This is a genomic window from Pseudomonas sp. S2_B10 (genome assembly GCF_054668425.1).
This window is the reverse complement of the sequence record NZ_CP162768.1, coordinates 1,588,459-1,605,792: the sequence shown is the minus strand read 5'-3', so window position 1 is coordinate 1,605,792 and position 17,334 is coordinate 1,588,459. Positions and strand designations below refer to the sequence as shown.

The following is a 17,334-nucleotide window of genomic DNA, read 5'->3' as shown; positions in this document are numbered from 1 at the left end:
GCTTGTAGCTGTCCCTTTGTGGCGCGACGCTAAAAAGGCGCGGCAGTATACCGCGCCTCGGTGGTGGGGGCACATTGGCTTTTGGTCGGATGACCCTGTGACGATGGGATTTATCCCCGCTCGGCTGCGCAGCAGTCGTAAAACCTGTGAGCTCAGTGTGATTGACAGGTTGCAAGCGGCAACTTCGCAGCCCATCGAAGATGAATCCCCTCACCACAGGGACCTGGTGCGGGCATCAATGCAGCTCAATCAGGTCATGCATTTGACGTCAATTTTCGAGCCCGAAAATCGGTGGTCATTTAGCGACCGGCCCTCTAAAGTGGCATCCGGTCTGTAGAGTAGGACACTCGGTCAGCCTCCTATCGCACGGTGAGTCAACGATTGACCCATAACGCCATTCAACGCCTTTTGCTCAAACGCTTCGCCCTCGCTGCGGCCACCTACGGATTGGCTCTGCTGCTGCTGTGGCTGGCGTTTTTCACCGGGCATTACCAGCAATCGCTCAGTGGCGTGGCCATCGGCAGCGCGCTGGTAGTGATCAGTCAGGCGAGCCTTTTCGCCATGTTCTGGAGCGGGCGCAACCAGCGCTTCGCCGACCCCAGCCTGACCGAAGCGCAAGTGCTGATGGGCCTGGGCTGGCAGACGTGGCTGATCGCCCATGTCGACGAAGCGCGCGGCGCGTTTCTGGTGTTTTACGTGCTGATCCTGCTGTTCGGCCTGTTCCATCTCACCCGACGAGTATTCATCCGCTGCGCGTTGTTGGTGTTCTTCAGTTTTTCCGCGATTACCCTGTGGGACGCCTACCACTTCCGCTTGGCCGAGCCTGCGCTCGCAGCGTTGCAGGTGTGCATTCTGGCGATGGTCTTGGCGTGGCTGGTGCTTTACGCACGTTTTGTCCAGGTTTCCCGACAACGTCAGCGCCAGCGTCGGTTTGCCTTGCAGGCGCATCAGGACACCCTGCGCGGGATGATGCGCCAGCTTGAAGATCTGGTCGCCACCGACGAACTGACCGGGCTGTTCAATCGCCGGCATTTCCTGCGCATCGCTTCCCGCGAGCTGAACGCGCTGGACAGCGACGTGATGCACGGGCTGGCGCTGATCGATCTGGACCACTTCAAGCGCATCAACGACCTGCACGGCCACGCCGCCGGCGATCAGGTATTGCAGGCGTTTGCCGGGGTGGCGCAAGCCTGTCTGCGCGACGGTGACGTGCTGGCGCGTTATGGTGGCGAGGAATTCGTCGTGCTGGTGCCCGACTGCGATGCCGAACGCCTGACCGCGTGTTGCGAGCGTTTGCGCATCGCCTTCAGTGAGGTGGAATTGATGGGCCTGCAAGTGCGCAACCTGAGCCTGTCGGCGGGCATGACCCTGCTGTCCGTTGGCGATGATCTGGATGAGGCGTTGCAGCGTGCCGATCAGGCGCTGTATCGGGCCAAGCGTGACGGGCGCAATCGTTGTGCCGCCGCGTGGGAGAACATTGATGCCTGAATTGCGCGTCGGTGATCGGCAGTGGACGGTTGAGGCGGGCAGCAACCTGCTCGAGAGTCTCAATCAGAACGGCGTCGCCGTGCCCTACAGCTGCCGCGCCGGCAGTTGCCATGCCTGTCTGGTGCAATGCATCCAGGGCCTGCCCGCCGACAATCGTCCGGATGCCTTGAGTGCCGAGCAACGTCAGGACGGTTGGCGCCTGGCTTGTCAGTGTCAGGTGGTCGAAGACTTGCAGGTACACACCTTCGACCCGATCAGCGACGGCCGCCCGGCCGTGGTCGAAGCGCTGGATTGGCTCAGCGACAGCGTTCTGCGCCTGCGCTTGACCCCGCAGCGGCCATTGCGCTACAGCGCCGGCCAGCATCTGGTGTTGTGGATCGGCCACATCGCCCGCCCTTACTCGCTGGCGAGCCTGCCGCAAGAAGACCGCTTCCTCGAGTTTCACCTCGATTGCCGCCAGCCCGGCGAATTCATCGATGCCGCACGCCAGCTGCAGATCGGCGACTCGATCCGCCTCGGCGAACTGCGCGGCGGTGCCTTGCATTACGATCCGGACTGGCACGCCCGGCCGCTTTGGCTGCTGGCTGCCGGTACTGGTTTGGGTCCGTTGTTCGGGGTGCTGCGTGAGGCCTTGCGTGAGGATCACCAAGGCGCCATCCGCGTCATTCACCTGGCCCATGACGAACGCGAACACTATCTGGCCAAACCCCTTGCCGCACTGGCCGCGCAGCGCGAAAACCTCAGTGTCGAGCTGTGGGCAGCGGCCGACTCGGCCGCCGCTTTGGCGCAACTGCGCCTTGTTTCCCGGCAGACCCTGGCCTTAGTCTGCGGCTCGACGACCAGTGTCGACGCATTCGCCAAGCGTCTGTACCTGGCCGGATTGCCGCGCAATCAACTGCTGGCCGACGTGTTTGTGAGCCGTGGTTGAGCGCTGATTTTCAGACGCGAGACACGCCATGACCGAAGCCATCCTGCTGGAACGCGAACGCGGTTTGCTGACCCTGCGCCTCAACCGCCCGGACAAGAAAAACGCCCTGACGCGCGCCATGTACAGCCGCCTCGCCGAAGCACTGAAACAGGCCGACAGCGACCCCGAAATCAATGCCGTACTGATCAGCGGCAGCGCCGAGTGCTTCACCGCCGGCAATGACATCGCCGACTTCATCGAACAACCGCCGAGCGACCTCGACAGCCCGGTGTTTCACTTCATGCTCAATCTGCTCGAATGCCGCAAACCGGTGATCGCCGCCGTGGCCGGTGCTGCGGTGGGTATCGGCACGACCCTGCTGCTGCATTGCGATCTGGTCTATGTCAGCCGCGACGCCCGGCTGCGCATGCCGTTCGTCAACCTCGGATTGTGCCCGGAATTCGGCTCCAGCCTGATCCTGCCGCGTTTGCTCGGGCAAGCGAAAGCGGCTGAGTTGTTATTGCTCGGCGAAGGCTTTAGCGGCGCACAGGCTGCGCAATGGGGAATTGCCACAGACGCGCTGGACAGTGGCGCGGCTGCGTTGAGCAAGGCCCGGGAAATGGCGCTGCGTTTTGATGAGCTGCCGGCCGAAGCGGTGCACATCAGCAAGCAACTGATGCGAGCGCCCGATCGCGAGCTGCTGCGCAAAGTGATCGAGGAGGAGGGCGCATTGTTTACCCAGCGGCTGCGTTCGCCAGAGGCGGTGGCGGCGTTGAGCGGGTTCTTTCGCTGAGTGTCAAGACGCCTTCGCGAGCAGGCTCGCTCCCACAGGAGATTGCATTTCAAGTGTGGGAGCGAGCCTGCTCGCAAAAGGGCCTTACCAGACAAAATATCTGTTGAATCATAAGCAAAAAAGCCCCGCCATTCACATGGCGGGGCTTTTGCGTTTCAGCTGCCGGTCACTCAGACCTGCGGATCACCGACATGCAGGATCTTCATGCCATTGGTGCCGCCGGTGGTGTGGTAGCTGTCGCCCTTGGTCAGGATGACCCAGTCGCCTTTTTCCACGACGCCGCGCTTGGTCAGCTCGTCGATGGCTTTCTGGCTGACTTCGTGCGGTTCCAGCGAGGCCGGGTCGAACGGGATGGTGTAGACGCCACGGAACATTGCTGCGCGGGCCTGGGCTTCGCGGTGCGGGGTGAACGCGTAGATCGGCACCGAGGAGCGGATACGCGACATGATCAGCGGGGTGAAGCCGCTTTCAGTCAACGCGATGATCGCTTTGACGCCCGGGAAGTGGTTGGCGGTGTACATGGTCGCCAGCGCGATGCTCTCGTCGCAGCGGCTGAATTCCTTGCCGATGCGGTGGCTGGAGGTCTTGCCGGTCGGGTGTTTCTCGGCGCCGACGCAGATGCGCGCCATCGCCTGCACGGCTTCCAGCGGGTAGAGACCAGCGGCGGATTCGGCCGAGAGCATCACGGCGTCGGTGTAGTCGAGCACGGCGTTGGCCACGTCGGATACTTCGGCGCGGGTCGGCATCGGGTTCTGGATCATCGACTCCATCATCTGCGTCGCGACGATCACGGCCTTGTTGTGGCGACGTGCGTGCAGAATGATTTTCTTCTGAATGCCCACCAGTTCGGCATCGCCGATTTCCACACCGAGGTCGCCACGGGCAACCATCACCGCGTCGGAGGCCTTGATCAGGCCGTCGAGGGTTTCGTCGTCGGCCACGGCTTCGGCGCGTTCGATCTTCGCCACCAGCCAGGCAGTGCCGCCGGCCTCGTCACGCAGTTGACGGGCGTATTCCATGTCGGCGGCGTCGCGCGGGAAGGATACGGCGAGGTAGTCGACTTCCATTTCGGCGGCGAGCTTGATGTCGGCCTTGTCTTTTTCAGTCAGGGCCGGCGCGGTCAGACCGCCACCGCGACGGTTGATGCCTTTGTGGTCGGACAGCGGGCCGCCGATGGTCACCACGCAATGCAGTTCAGTGGCGGTGGCGGTTTCAACGCGCATCACCACACGGCCGTCGTCGAGCAGCAGCTCGTCGCCCACGCCGCAGTCCTTGACCAGATCCGGGTAGTCGATGCCGACCACCTGCTGGTTGCCTTCGGTCAACGGATGGCTGGTGGAGAAGGTGAACTTGTCACCGATCTTCAGCTCGATCTTCTTGTTGGCGAATTTGGCGATACGGATTTTCGGGCCTTGCAGGTCACCGAGCAGGGCGACAAAGCGGCCGTGCTTGGCAGCGAGGTCACGCACCAGCTTCGCGCGAGCCTTGTGCTCGTCGGGGGTGCCGTGGGAGAAGTTCAGACGGGCGACGTCCAGACCAGCCAGAATCAGCTGTTCGAGAACTTCCGGCGAGTTACTGGCCGGGCCAAGGGTAGCGACGATTTTGGTACGACGGACGGACATGCAAAGACTCCTGAGTTCAAGCGCAGGCAGAGGCTACTATGCTCGAAGGGTGTAGTCATTGTTCGAATGCACTACTTATCGTTTTCTTTATTGAACGCGGCAACTTTGCGACCAGCGCGTCTGAAGTTTTCCGACCTGGGGTCGATACAGAGCACAAGACAGGAGAACCCCCATGCGATTGTTGCCCATTGCCGCCCTTTCCCTCAGCGTCCTCGCCGCGACGGGCTGCACCCGTTGGTCGATGAACCACCATTTGAACAACGCCTACAGCGCCTATGAACGCGGCAATTGCGAGCAGGTCATGCTCGAACTGTCCAAGGTCGAACGCGCCAGCCGCGCCCGCCCGTACGTGTGGCCGGAAGTGTCGATGATGCGCGGTCAGTGCCTGGAACGACAGAAGCTCTACATCGACGCGGTGCAGACCTACCAGTTCATCATCGCTTCGTACCCCAACAGTGAATACGCCTACCGCGCCCGCGCGCGTCTGGAAACGTTGCAGAGCCTGGGCCATTACCCGACACGCAGCGCCGCTGCGGTGGTTCGGCCGACGCGCTTCTGACGCGGTTTTCGTACAAAATCTGGCCGTCTGTACAAGCTCCGCTATAGTCAAGGAAACCGTTTCGAGCCGTGTCTCGATAACGGCGCAACACCTGCGACTGGCAGTTACAAGGTGACGGCGATTGTCGCGACCGTCACACCGGAAGCGGGGAGAGCGGGCCTGTCGCACAGGTTCGTTCCGAAGCACAGGTGCGGCTCCGTGACGGAGCCCTGCATGGCGAACAGCACATCATGTTTACCGACCGCCGGATCGAACGGCATCAATTGCCGTATTACCTCAGAGTGTTCAACAGCGTCACCGACAAACCCGTCGGCTTTCTCGGCAATGTGTCTGCGGACGGGCTGATGCTGATCAGCCAGTTGCCGATGATGATCGGGGTGGATTTTCAGTTACGCCTCAAGGTCCCCGCCCGCGATGGCAGCCAGCAAGTCATCGATTTCAGCGCCTGTTGCGTGTGGTGCCATGAAGACGCCACGCCGCTGCATTACGACGCCGGTTTCATCCTGCGCCGCGCTCCCCCGGAGTTCGGCCAACTGGTGCTGGCGCTGAAGCAGTATTTCAGTTTTCAGCCGTTGCCCGCTTCTGCCTGAACAGCAAAAGATCGCAGCCTTCGGCAGCTCCTACAGGGGGAGCGCATTCCAAATGTAGGAGCTGCCGAAGGCTGCGATCTTTTGATTTTTACGTCACGCCACCGCGATCGCCCGCTCCTGATCCAGCGCCTTTTCCGCCAGCAATAGGCCCATCTCGCTCAACTGATAGATCGCCATCGCCAGATGTCGCGGCTTGTCCTCGAGGCTGTCCGCCAGGTCGAGCAGCAGAATGCTGACCGAAGAAAAGGTTTCGTAGGTTTGAATGGCCATCGCTTCGGGGTTGATGTCGGGCGCGACCATGAACATCTGCATGCCGCGATCGACGGAATTGCACGACGGCGCAGCGGCGGGTTTTTTCAGGTAGTGATCGAGGGCTTTTTCAGCGGCCTCGTGGAGTCTGGTGGAATCGGGGGAAGCGTAGGGGGAGGTCGAGTCTTCGGTTTCGGGGGGATTGGGTGTTGGTTTGATCATTGTCTGCACACTCATAGTTGGGGCATCCACCTCTTCGCGACTAAACGAAAGGGTGGCGGCTGTAAGCAGGTTAGTCGACCGGGAGTGCACAAACCGGCGCGCCCTGAGGCGCCCTGCGAACAGCCACCATCGAGTGCGGGGATAGGGATTACCCGACTTGATGACGCTTATGCGCAATGCACGACCCGGGCGACTAAACCCGACCACTGATTGGCAGCGGCACGGATCACGTTACGGGGCAGCTTCAAAGCGCACAAGCCGGCGGATTCTGAGTGATGTGTAGGCAACGGCGCAAGCCGATGTAGCCGCGTGTTAATGACTGAAGGACGTCTGCATGTTGCAGCGTGGGAATAGTTACCGCTGATCGGGACTGTCAGGTTTTACAGGTGTCATTTCGTGCTTACGGTTCTTCAATGAGGCACCCAGGTACCGACGGTATAAGGAAGCTCGATCATGTCCGACCATGAGAACCCAGGCTCCAATCCTCCAGAAGATGGCCCGTTTCCTGAGGACCATCGCCCTTCCCAAAAATCCGATGATCCGATTTCCGAAGAGCCGGGAATCCTGGTCGCGGATTTGGAGTATGAGGCCGGCTCCGAGTCACTGTTAGTAGATACCACGATGGACTTCAAGTTTCGTATACCGGTAAACGATGGCCGTTATCACAACGTTCATCTGGATTTTCACGGAGCCGATAATTACTACCGACGTATCACTGAAAGTGCATGGTTGGGGGGCGTCTGGCACAGTATTCGAGTCGAAGACCTTCCCGAGAGTGACCTGCAAGTCAGAGTTGATGGAAGATGGGATTACATTGATCAATGGTCAAGGTGGACACCGCGGACTTTGCTGGTCAGAAAGGCTGCTCGCATTGCCAGCAATCGTACTGTGACTACAACGGTTCCAGGCCTCGCCGGTAAAGGCAGCAAAATCACGCTTGTGCGTCCCAATTCAGGCACTGTACTGAGCACAACGGCCATTACCAATGGCTACGGAAATTGGACTGTCACGCTCCTTGATAATGTCCCTCAGGGTTTACAGGATTTCATTATCCGTGAGGAGTATGGAAATACGCAGGGGCGCTACGCGGGGAAAGCGTCACTGACCGTACTCAAGCCTGTAACGCTCAGTCCGTTGCCGCAGGTTATAAGTACACAAACGCCGCAATTTGCGGGTACAGGCGGTCTGCACCAAGAGTTGACAAGAGTGGATGTTTACATCAAAGACACATCGATCAAAGTATTGGCCTACGCAAAGATCGAAATTGATGGGTCATGGGGTGGTACCAGCACTTATAAGTTTGCGTTCGGCAAAAATTATTCTCTAGTCGCCAGTCAAAGATACGATGGCGCAACATCTGTGCCGTCAGTCCAACGAAATTTTTATGTCATTGACCCCCCCGAATAACGTCTCCAGGATTGACGCAGACGGTGGACATGACATCGACGTTCACAGGCACTGTCGTCGCCGGGATCTCCAGTGCTGTTGCTGTGCGTTCGGAAAACACCCAAGCTCAAATCAGCACCCCAACCGATGCCGCCACAGGCGCATGGTCTGCATCTTTCACGCTGACACCTGGTCCGCATTCAATTGTCGGCACGCATACCTATTTGGGAACGACATCACTGACCAGCCAACCCTTCGGCATACGAGTACGCACGGGCAAGCCGACGGTCACATATACGCAAGCCAATGAAACGATCACATTTTCCGGCACCGGACATTTCGACGAGAAGCTCAGAACCGAAATCGAGTTCACTATCCTCGAAAGTCCAGCCGACCCAATGCCGGTCGCGCCTCCAAATGCACAAGTACAGCGCAACGGCACTTGGAGCACCACCGTAACGGGCTGGAAATTTGGCACCTATAAAATCAACGCCGTCCAGAAGATCAGAGACAACGCCAGCGGCTGGATCGACTCGCTGCCGCTGACCTTCGAAGTAAAGAATGTCCTCCCCGATGTCAGTGATGTGCAATTCACCAACGACTACCAACCGACCTTCAGCGGCAAAGGCTTCAACAGAGCCTTGGTTCAGCCACGCAGGCCCAATAGCCCATATCTTGAAGCGCCTGAAGTGGAGGTCGTCGGCGGGCGGTGGTCCACCCAGGCTTCGAGCGTTTGGGGACCCTCGTTCGAACGTGAAGTACACATAAAGCAATTTCTCGACGGGCACCAGTCGCCAAACTGGTTTGTCCTCAAAGTCACCATCCCGCCGCAGGCCCCTGGCTTGAACGAGCCTGAAGATGACGGACTTTCGCCCAGGTTCAGCGGCACGTGCTGGCCGGGTGCAACCGTGAACATTGAGTACAGCGACGAAACCGGCATTGTGCACAAGGGCATCGTCAGTGCTGACACGTGGCAGTTCAGGCGCGACAAAGAATTTGCCCGGGATATCACACATACCGTCACGGTAACCCAAGTCGCCGCGCAGCAAACTTCGCAGCCGACGTCCACGACCTTCATAGTCAGGAGAGCGATGGTCACGCCAGTGATTACCCAGCCGCCGGACGGCTCGGAAGTCGGTCGTGCTGTAACGGTCGAGGGCACGATGGGGATGGTGGGCGCCACTTTGCAACTGCGCGACAAGCAGTTTGATCGTCCCTTGGGCGATCCGAAAATATTGAGCCAGGATGGCGACTGGTCGATTGACCTGAGCCTCGAGCAATTCAGGCTCTACACGTTTGACGCCCAGCAGACACTGGACGGTCGACCGTCGCTACACAGTGACGAGCATGAATTGACGGTGGTGCTGCTACCGCCAGAATTTCTCCAGCCGATACAACACGGCAAGTTGCCACGAACCGCGTTGCTCAAGGGTACGGGCATGAGGGGCGGGGTTGTCGAAGTCTGTCTGCAAGGGCTTGCCGAACCTCTGCTCAGTGATGTCATTGTGGATTGGGCGGGCAATTGGCAAGCCGAAGTGACGTTGCCGGTGGGCAGCAAAACGATCTGGGCCCGGCAAAGTTTCATGGATGAAAGCGGCAAACTACAAGAGTCGAAAGACAGCGAGCCGCTGCACTTTGACATTGTGCCAGCGGCACCCTTCATTGAAACCCCGATCGAGGGCGATGCCATCGGGCAGCAGGTGGTGGTGTGCGGTTTTGGCGTGCCGGGCGATACGGTTACGGTGACGCTGGTCGGTGCCGCGCGTTCCGAGCCGGCAAGCGCCGTCGTGCAGGAAAATCGCACCTGGTCAGTGATGCTCGATGCAAGTCTGCTCGGCGGGGGGCTTTACCGGCTCGAGGCAGTCGCATCTCTGGACGGGTTCGAATCATTTGAAACCCTGCGCTCGGTCATTCTGGGTACTTTCCGACCTGTGCTCGACGGGCCTGCAGCCGGACGCTGGGTCAGTCATCCAGTGCAGTTCAGCGGCAAGGGCCGTCCGGGCGTGGGCGCCATCGCGAGTTGGTACAACCCGGATGTTCAGTGGCTGGCTCAGGTACCCGTGGTCGATGAGCACTGGCGCGGGGCGGCGACAAGGGCACTGCCTCTGGCGGGCAACTGGTACCGATTCCGGCAGACGCTGACTGACGCGGCGGATGACGCAACGATGTCCGATTGGGCCGACAGTGCGCGTTTTGAAGTCGAAGCCGCGCGACTTATCAGCCATGCCGGGCGGCGTTATTCAGGTGTACAAGCTGGTGGACTCTGAGTGATGTGTGGCAACGACGCAAGCTGATGCAGTCGCGTTTAATGGCTGAAGGACGCAAGGATACTAAGGCGTGGAATAGTTACCGCTGGTCGGGACTGTCAGGTTTTACAGGTGTAGCGATGTGAGGCACCGGTATTCAATGAACTTACCTGTTGCATCAATCAGCCACCTTGCCCTTTCTGAGATCCGGCCATGGAACAAGATGATGGTATTAAAGATCCTTCCGACAGCTTGCCCCCGAAACAAGAGGTAGTCTGCGCTGAGGAGATCGGAACGGATGTGACATTTGTAACCCATGAGCTTCACGCGGAAGAAGACGGTAGGTGGGCGCAGCTTCGAGTGAGCTATGCCTACTCCTACGATGGTTCGACATTTACTTGCATCGTGTCAGCGTACAGAGCAAAAGAGAATCGACGTTATGAAGGGAATGTAAAATTCTATCTTTCTTTGGTTAGCGGTGAAGGTGATGTAAGAGAACTGACGGGCAGTGCTCGCCAGACCGGTGAGTGGATTGATCTTGATGAACCCTATCGAGAAACGATTATCGCCAATCAAAGAAACGTAACAGTGGGGTTTGATTATATTTATGATGTGGGTAACGCAAGTGATCCGGTTCTGAAAACCTACAAGGTTGCCAATTATCGGATGCCCATTCCAACCATCAGTGCAATCCGAAACTTCACATCTTCAACTTTCTCTGTCAAGGGCACGGGAGCAATATACCGTTATACTGTTGTCTTGGATGATGGGCGCGGTACGATTGGGGCAGAAGAGGCTTTCTACGATCCTTGGTCAGTGCCCGTCACCGTGGCAGAAAACAAGAATTCTCTAAGTTTTCAAGCATATCAAATGTATGCCGGTAAGGTTTCCGAGCGGACGGCTTATGTAACAGTCTACCGCGCTCGAATTACTTTCCCGGCAGCTAATGCTTTGGTGTTGGCAAAGGATCTGGTTTGTTTCAGAGGTATGGCTGCGCCGGGTACTGTTATCAGAGTGGTTGGGCATTTGGATCATTATGAAAACTGGAGTGAGGTTATTACTGTCGGAAAGTCCGATACGACTTGGGAGGCTCCGGCAATAAAGGTCTCTGGCAGCGGGACGTTCTCGGTTGTCGCCCAACTTAAATCACCCAATATCAATCATTTTTATACCGATGCCATAACTTTCAGAGTCATGGGGCTGCCGTTAATATCCAAGCCACCTGCGGGAACAGTTTATGAACAAGACTTCCTTCTGACAGGAAGCAACGGCTTGGCTGGGGCGCGATTGAGAGCATTTTTTGATCTGACGAATGATCCTGTTCGTGATTGGGAAGTCGTTAGCAATGCAGACGGGGCGTGGGAGGGGATGATCAACGTGCCGCCAGGGCCGATCAGCCTGGTCGTCGAACAGGATCTGGATGACGTGTCATCCGGACGCAGTGCACCACAAGCCTTCAGGATTCGCCCCCCACTCTGAAACAGCCCAACGTCACCATCTCCGGCACCACGGTGACCTTTGCCGGTAACGGTTATTACGATCGCGATCTCAAATCTGAAATCCAGTTCACCGTCAGCGGGGGCGCGGTGCAAGTTCCCGCGCCTGCAAATGCTGAAGTGATGCCGGGAGGCATCTGGGAAACCGCAGCGCAGTGGCCTTTGGGTACCTACAACGTCTCTGTCATTCAAAAAATTGCCGACAACGCCAGCGGCTGGATCGACTCGCTGCCGCTGACCTTCGAAGTAAAAAATATTCTCCCCGATGTCAGTGATGTGCAATTCACCAACGACTACCAACCGACCTTCAGCGGCAAAGGTTTCAACAGAGCCTTGGTACAGCCACGCAGGCCCAATAGCCCATATCTTGAAGCGCCTGAAGTGGAGGTCGTCGGCGGGCGGTGGTCCACCCAGGCCTCGAGCGTTTGGGGACCCTCTTTCGAACGTGAAGTACACATAAAGCAATATCTCGACGGGCACCAGTCGCCAAACTGGTTTGTCCTCAAAGTCACCATCCCGCCGCAGGCCCCTGGCTTGAACGAGCCTGAAGATGACGGACTTTCGCCCAGGTTCAGCGGAACGTGCTGGCCGGGTGCAACCGTGAACATTGAGTACAGCGACGAAAGCGGCATTGTGCACAAGGGCATCGTCAGTGCTGACACGTGGCAGTTCAGGCGCGACAAAGAATTTGCCCGGGATATCACACATACCGTCACGGTAACCCAAGTCGCCGCGCAGCAAACTTCGCAGCCGACGTCCACGACCTTCATAGTCAGGAGAGCGATGGTCACGCCAGTGATTACCCAGCCGCCGGACGGCTCGGAAGTCGGTCGTGCTGTAACGGTCGAGGGCACGATGGGTATGGTGGGCGCCACTTTGCAACTGCGCGACAAGCAGTTTGATCGTCCCTTGGGCGATCCGAAAATATTGAGCCAGGATGGCGACTGGTCGATTGACCTGAGCCTCGAGCAATTCAGGCTCTACACCTTTGACGCCCAGCAGACACTGGACGGTCGACCGTCGCTACACAGTGACGAGCATGAATTGACGGTGGTGCTGCTACCGCCAGAATTTCTCCAGCCGATACAACACGGCAAGTTGCCACGAACCGCGTTGCTCAAGGGTACGGGCATGAGGGGCGGGGTTGTCGAAGTCTGTCTGCAAGGGCTTGCTGAACCTCTGCTCAGTGATGTCATTGTGGATTGGGCGGGCAATTGGCAAGCCGAAGTGACGTTGCCGGTGGGCAGCAAAACGATCTGGGCCCGGCAAAGTTTCATGGATGAAAGCGGCAAATTGCAGGAGTCGAAAGACAGCGAGCCGCTGCACTTTGACATTGTGCCAGCGGCACCCTTCATTGAAACCCCGATCGAAGGCGATGCCATCGGGCAGCAGGTGGTGGTGTGCGGTTTTGGCGTGCCGGGCGATACGGTCACGGTGACCTTGGTCGGTGCCGCGCGTTCCGAGCCGGCAAGCGCCGTCGTGCAGGAAAATCGCACCTGGTCAGTGATGCTCGATGCAAGTCTGCTTGGCGGAGGGCTTTACCGGCTGGAGGCAGTCGCATCTCTGGACGGGTTCGAATCATTTGAAACCCTGCACTCGGTCATTCTGAGTACTTTCCGACCTGTGCTCGACGGGCCTGCAGCCGGACGCTGGGTCAGTCATCCAGTGCAGTTCAGCGGCAAGGGCCGTCCGGGCGTGGGCGCTATCGTGAGTTGGTACAACCCGGATATTCAGTGGCTGGCTCAGGTACCCGTGGTCGATGAGCACTGGCGCGGGGCGGCGACAAGGGCACTGCCTCTGGCGGGCAACTGGTACCGATTCCGGCAGACGCTGACTGACGCGGCGGATGACGCAACGATGTCCGATTGGGCCGATAGCGCGCGTTTTGAAGTCGAAGCTGCGCGCTTGCCCCACGCCGACTCCTGAAATCCGGCTTCCGACGAACGGCTATCAAAACTGTCAGAACTGACAGTGGACTTGACGGCGTTCGAAGCGCTCAATCGTACTCACTGAATGTGCAGCCTGACGAAGGACGTCAGGTTGCGCGGGCCAGTTGTCGCCTAAAGGAATCTGATCATGGTTGATTCGCGCCGTCCCGCCCTGCAACTGTTCGATGAGTTGTTCAGCGAGGAACAACGAGCACAGAACGTCGGACTGCAGAACCTCGAGACATACCTGCAAAACGGTGGATCAATTTATCCACTGGTTGAAAGGGGTGTTCAATGCATGGTCCGAGAGCATCAGCTCAGCGTTGAGCAAGCGCAACAATATTGGCGCGGCGCCAATAGCATAGCCACGTCTCAGCGGCGCCAATTTATCGAGCAGACGCTGCAGGGCACCAGGCCCGCGCCAAAGCGCAGCTCCAGCGGTTTGTTATCGATCGTGGACGGTCCCAATTATCACGCTCTGATCGGTACCGATTTTTCCGCGTTGTGCCCGCCAGATGCACTGGAGTCCATCTGGTCGCCAGTGGCGTATCTGATCGACTTGTTGCGCTGGGTTCGTGACCGTCTGGAGGGTATCAGAGAGGAAGACGATTTCTCGCTGCATAACCGGCGCACAGATCTCTTGGCACTGAAGGTCGACTTCAATGCGGTTTATCAATCGATCTCTTCTGTGGACATCATCGTTGAGGTGCTGGAGAAATTCATCGCGGCGCAAACGGATATCGAATCCATCGAAGACGCGCTGATCGCAGCCCGCTACCCCAATGGTCTGCCTTATTACCAGCATTGGGTCACAATTGATGGTATCGCGCAGTTTCATGACTTGTCGGTGGGCGACTTCGAGCACCGGGTCGACCTGGCTTATCCCTATTTTCTGCAAGCCAATGCTCGAGGTGCCAATACTGCACAGGGTTTCGCCCATGCCTCGCGGCTTGGCCCTTATCAGCGCCAGTTGCTGACCGAACCGCGTGCGGATTTCGCCCTTCGCGAAGATTTTTTTGCGCACAACTTTGGTACCTATACCGAGATGTATTCGAATCTCAATCAGGTGGAGTTTTTCGGTCAGCGCACCAAGCTCGACAGCCGACAGATCGAGGCGCTTCTGTCGATCGGCGACTTTGCTCCTGTGCGCTCGGCCAATGTGACCTACCCGGATGAAACGCCCAAGCAGGCTGAAAGCGAGCGCTCGGGTTCGGTTTACATCAATGACGGTACTGCGCCGGCGGTGGGTTTCGATCCTGCAACCAAGCCTCGCATTCGAATGACGGCAAACCCCGACGAACTCATCGGGTTCAACCGCTATACCCGGATGAATCAGATGGTGCGTCTGGCCAACTGGACAGGATTGCCGTTCGAACAGCTGGACGCAGTGTTGACATCGGTCATCCGGGCAACAGGGCGCGGCAATTCAACGAAAGGTCACAGCAACGAGATGGACATCTCCAGTGGCGCGGTTCATGCGCTTGGGTTGTTCCAGACGTTGCGCGAGCGCTACGAATGCACCGCCGCGGACTTTGCTGTGTTTGTGGGTGAGCTGTCGGTTTATGGCCGCGGTGAAGCGCTCTCGCAATTCGATCAGGTGTTCAATTTTCAAACCGGTTATCGCGAGCCTTTCAAGCTCGACAACGATGAGTTTGCGGTGGCGCCGATACCGGGCGTGGTGGATCTGACGATCAGCCAGCTCTGCAGTGGTCTGGCGATTGATCCGCAGACTTATTACGTGCTGGCGAACGCTGTGGCCAAGGCTCATGGCTTTACCGACAAATTGAAGCGCAACGCAGCGATCATCTCGAGCTTCTACCGTTTGGTGAGGCTGGCCCGGCTGTTGAACATCACTCCGGTTGAAGGCGTGCTGATGCTATCGATCCTGGGCGGCGATGACTGGGTCAATGGCTTGGCCGGTACTCCTGTCATCCACGATGTACCGGAGGGTTCACCGGATGCGCTGGAACTGATCGAGGCTATGCAAAGTTGCGTGCAGTGGTGCGCGCAAAACAATCTGCCGGTGTTGTGGGTGTTGCAGCATGCGGTCGCTGCGCCAGCGGCTCAGGATCCATCCGAACAGGATGAGCAGTTTTTCGAGCAGGTTCGCAATTTGCTGCCGACTGCACAGTTGTCCAATAGTACGTTTCTCATGGCAGGCGTTCCGGCAGCCGGGGCCGCGGACTGGATCGAATTTCTCGCGACATCCGCCGACAGCCTGGGGCCGATAACCGACGGGCATGGTTTGATCCTGCCTCCGGAGGGAAGCGCTGAGATGTATCTGGCCTCCGTCCATAAAAAAATCGCCTGGGCGGTCGACAGCGCCTTGGGTGAGATCGAGCCAGCGTTGCGGCAGAGCATCATCGACAGCATGGTCAGCGCGTTTTTACAGATGCGCGATGCGCAGACTTCGCTGGTCAAGGAGACGCTGGCGGCATACGCCGGCGTTGGCGTGGATCAGGCATTGCCGGTCCTGAACTGGGCAGACGTCACGGTGCATCAGTTACTGCTGCATGTGCTGGAGCAAGCGGATGCGGGGAGCGAAGGGGGCGGCCGGACTCGCCCCCGAGTTGCCGACACATCATTCGATCTACTGGCTGAAGTTCGCCGGCGCAGTGAGGTGGTGTCGACCCTGGGGTTAAGCGCGGCGCTGTTGCAGGATTATCTGGATAGCGGCTACAAGGACTGGCTGGTTCAGGACGACAAGCATGCGTTGACGGTGCGCACGCTTTATTACCTGACCATGCTCACTCGCGCTTTTGCCCTCGCCTCAGCCTCGAGCGGCCAACCGCCACAGAAGCTGTTGGACTACCTGCGCCAGGTCAACGCATTGCCGGATGTCACCGGAGATGCGAGATGGCTGGCACAACAGGCGGCGGCGATCAAACTGGCCGATTTTTTTGGCTGGAGCGTTCAGGAAGTGCGCGAATGTGTGAGCCGCATCGATCCCGACCTGAAGGTGTTGAAAAACCTTCCCCAGCTCGATTTGTTGATGCGCGTGCTGGCGCTGTCCACCGAGAGCGGCATGGATGCGTTAACGATTTTTCTCATTGGTAATCTGCCCGAAACCGTCGACAAAAAATCCTATGCCGATGCCGCCGAACATGCCCTGCTCGGCGAGTCCGATACTCGTGCCCCGATCGTGCATGTTCCAGGCGACGTCAAAGGGCTGGTCACAATCACGTGCGAAGTGGTGGATGACAGCACCGTCGTGGCTAACAAGCCAGACGAAAAAGTCACTTATAAAGTGACCCTCAAAGACGCCAATGGAAAGTCGCTGAGTGGCGTCAATGTTTATTGGCGCGCCACATTGGGCACCATTGAATACAAGGCGACGGGAACGGACGGGACACTTTTGGCCGAGTTTATCCCCGGCAAGGTCATGGGCCGCGACACGCCAATGCTTTGGTTGGACTTGTTCGAGCCGCAATACGCCCCTCCCATAGAAATAACTGCCGACTTCACTACGTTGTCGTTCCCTATTGCAGAACTTTCACCTACGCCTTTGGAAACAGTGAAATACGGTCATGAAGTAGAACTGTATGCGGTGCTGGAGGACGACTACGGAAACCGCGGACAAAACTCGCTCGTGGAGTGGTTCGGCAAGAGCGTTCCGCCCGCGAAGATGGATGCCGTCACTATTCGGCCGGCGCAGGGGTTCACTGATCAGCAGGGGCTTACCCGGGTTTTTGTCTCAAGCAAGACGGGCGGCACATTCGTGTTCAGCGTTCGCTCTCAGTCTGGGGAAAGCGAAAGAATATTCCCCCATGCCATTACCTTTGCCAGGGAGTAGCGGCAGGGCGTTGCATACCGCCTGGCGAACGTTTTTCCCCGGGCCATATTCCAAG

12 protein-coding genes are annotated in these 17,334 nt (G+C 58.2%); 10 read left to right on the top strand and 2 right to left on the bottom strand.

What is annotated here, in order from left to right:
- Positions 1 to 381 precede the first annotated feature (381 nt).
- The 3 genes from AB4O45_RS07085 to AB4O45_RS07075 are packed head-to-tail and all read left to right on the top strand — an operon-like array spanning position 382 to position 3,188.
- Positions 382 to 1,488 (top strand): GGDEF domain-containing protein, encoded by a 1,107-nt coding sequence (locus tag AB4O45_RS07085; protein ID WP_041479822.1) that lies wholly within the window; start codon positions 382 to 384, stop codon positions 1,486 to 1,488.
- On the top strand, positions 1,481 to 2,416 hold the full coding sequence (locus tag AB4O45_RS07080; protein ID WP_252876807.1) for an iron-sulfur-binding ferredoxin reductase: 936 nt from the start codon (positions 1,481 to 1,483) through the stop codon (positions 2,414 to 2,416). The genes AB4O45_RS07085 and AB4O45_RS07080 overlap by 8 nt, the downstream gene beginning before the upstream one ends.
- 28 nt (positions 2,417 to 2,444) lie before the next feature.
- Complete coding sequence (locus tag AB4O45_RS07075) at positions 2,445 to 3,188, top strand: enoyl-CoA hydratase-related protein (protein WP_056787833.1); 744 nt, start codon at positions 2,445 to 2,447, stop codon at positions 3,186 to 3,188.
- Positions 3,189 to 3,358: 170 nt separating this feature from the next.
- Here AB4O45_RS07075 and pyk read toward each other — a convergent pair whose 3' ends face one another.
- Entirely contained in the window at positions 3,359 to 4,810 is a 1,452-nt protein-coding gene (gene pyk / locus AB4O45_RS07070) for a pyruvate kinase (protein WP_024014116.1), read from the bottom strand.
- A 172-nt stretch (positions 4,811 to 4,982) separates the two neighbouring features.
- On the opposite strand from pyk, the gene AB4O45_RS07065 reads away from it, so the two are divergent.
- Both AB4O45_RS07065 and AB4O45_RS07060 read left to right on the top strand, forming a co-directional pair.
- Entirely contained in the window at positions 4,983 to 5,369 is a 387-nt protein-coding gene (locus tag AB4O45_RS07065) for a tetratricopeptide repeat protein (protein WP_056787835.1), read from the top strand.
- A gap of 230 nt (positions 5,370 to 5,599) precedes the next feature.
- Positions 5,600 to 5,959 carry a PilZ domain-containing protein gene (locus tag AB4O45_RS07060; protein WP_236168306.1) on the top strand — a complete coding sequence of 120 codons (360 nt, stop codon included), beginning with the start codon at positions 5,600 to 5,602 and terminating at the stop codon, positions 5,957 to 5,959.
- Between the two features lie 93 nt (positions 5,960 to 6,052).
- Here AB4O45_RS07060 and AB4O45_RS07055 read toward each other — a convergent pair whose 3' ends face one another.
- Positions 6,053 to 6,430 (bottom strand): DUF6124 family protein, encoded by a 378-nt coding sequence (locus tag AB4O45_RS07055; protein ID WP_133339801.1) that lies wholly within the window; start codon positions 6,428 to 6,430, stop codon positions 6,053 to 6,055.
- A gap of 453 nt (positions 6,431 to 6,883) precedes the next feature.
- Between AB4O45_RS07055 and AB4O45_RS07050 the strand changes: the two genes are divergently transcribed.
- From AB4O45_RS07050 to AB4O45_RS07030, 5 genes are all read left to right on the top strand, one after another.
- Complete coding sequence (locus AB4O45_RS07050) at positions 6,884 to 7,837, top strand: hypothetical protein (protein ID WP_460161241.1); 954 nt, start codon at positions 6,884 to 6,886, stop codon at positions 7,835 to 7,837.
- Between the two features lie 29 nt (positions 7,838 to 7,866).
- Complete coding sequence (locus tag AB4O45_RS07045; RefSeq protein ID WP_460161240.1) at positions 7,867 to 10,083, top strand: hypothetical protein; 2,217 nt, start codon at positions 7,867 to 7,869, stop codon at positions 10,081 to 10,083.
- Positions 10,084 to 10,275: 192 nt separating this feature from the next.
- A complete protein-coding gene (locus AB4O45_RS07040) occupies positions 10,276 to 11,541 on the top strand; it encodes a hypothetical protein (RefSeq protein WP_460161239.1) in 1,266 nt (421 codons plus the stop codon).
- 32 nt (positions 11,542 to 11,573) lie between these two features.
- The gene (locus AB4O45_RS07035; RefSeq protein WP_460161238.1) at positions 11,574 to 13,484 is read left to right on the top strand and encodes a hypothetical protein; all 1,911 of its coding nucleotides are present in this window, start codon (positions 11,574 to 11,576) and stop codon (positions 13,482 to 13,484) included.
- Between the two features lie 150 nt (positions 13,485 to 13,634).
- Positions 13,635 to 17,279 (top strand): Tc toxin subunit A, encoded by a 3,645-nt coding sequence (locus AB4O45_RS07030; RefSeq protein ID WP_460161237.1) that lies wholly within the window; start codon positions 13,635 to 13,637, stop codon positions 17,277 to 17,279.
- The last annotated feature ends 55 nt before the right edge of the window (positions 17,280 to 17,334 follow it).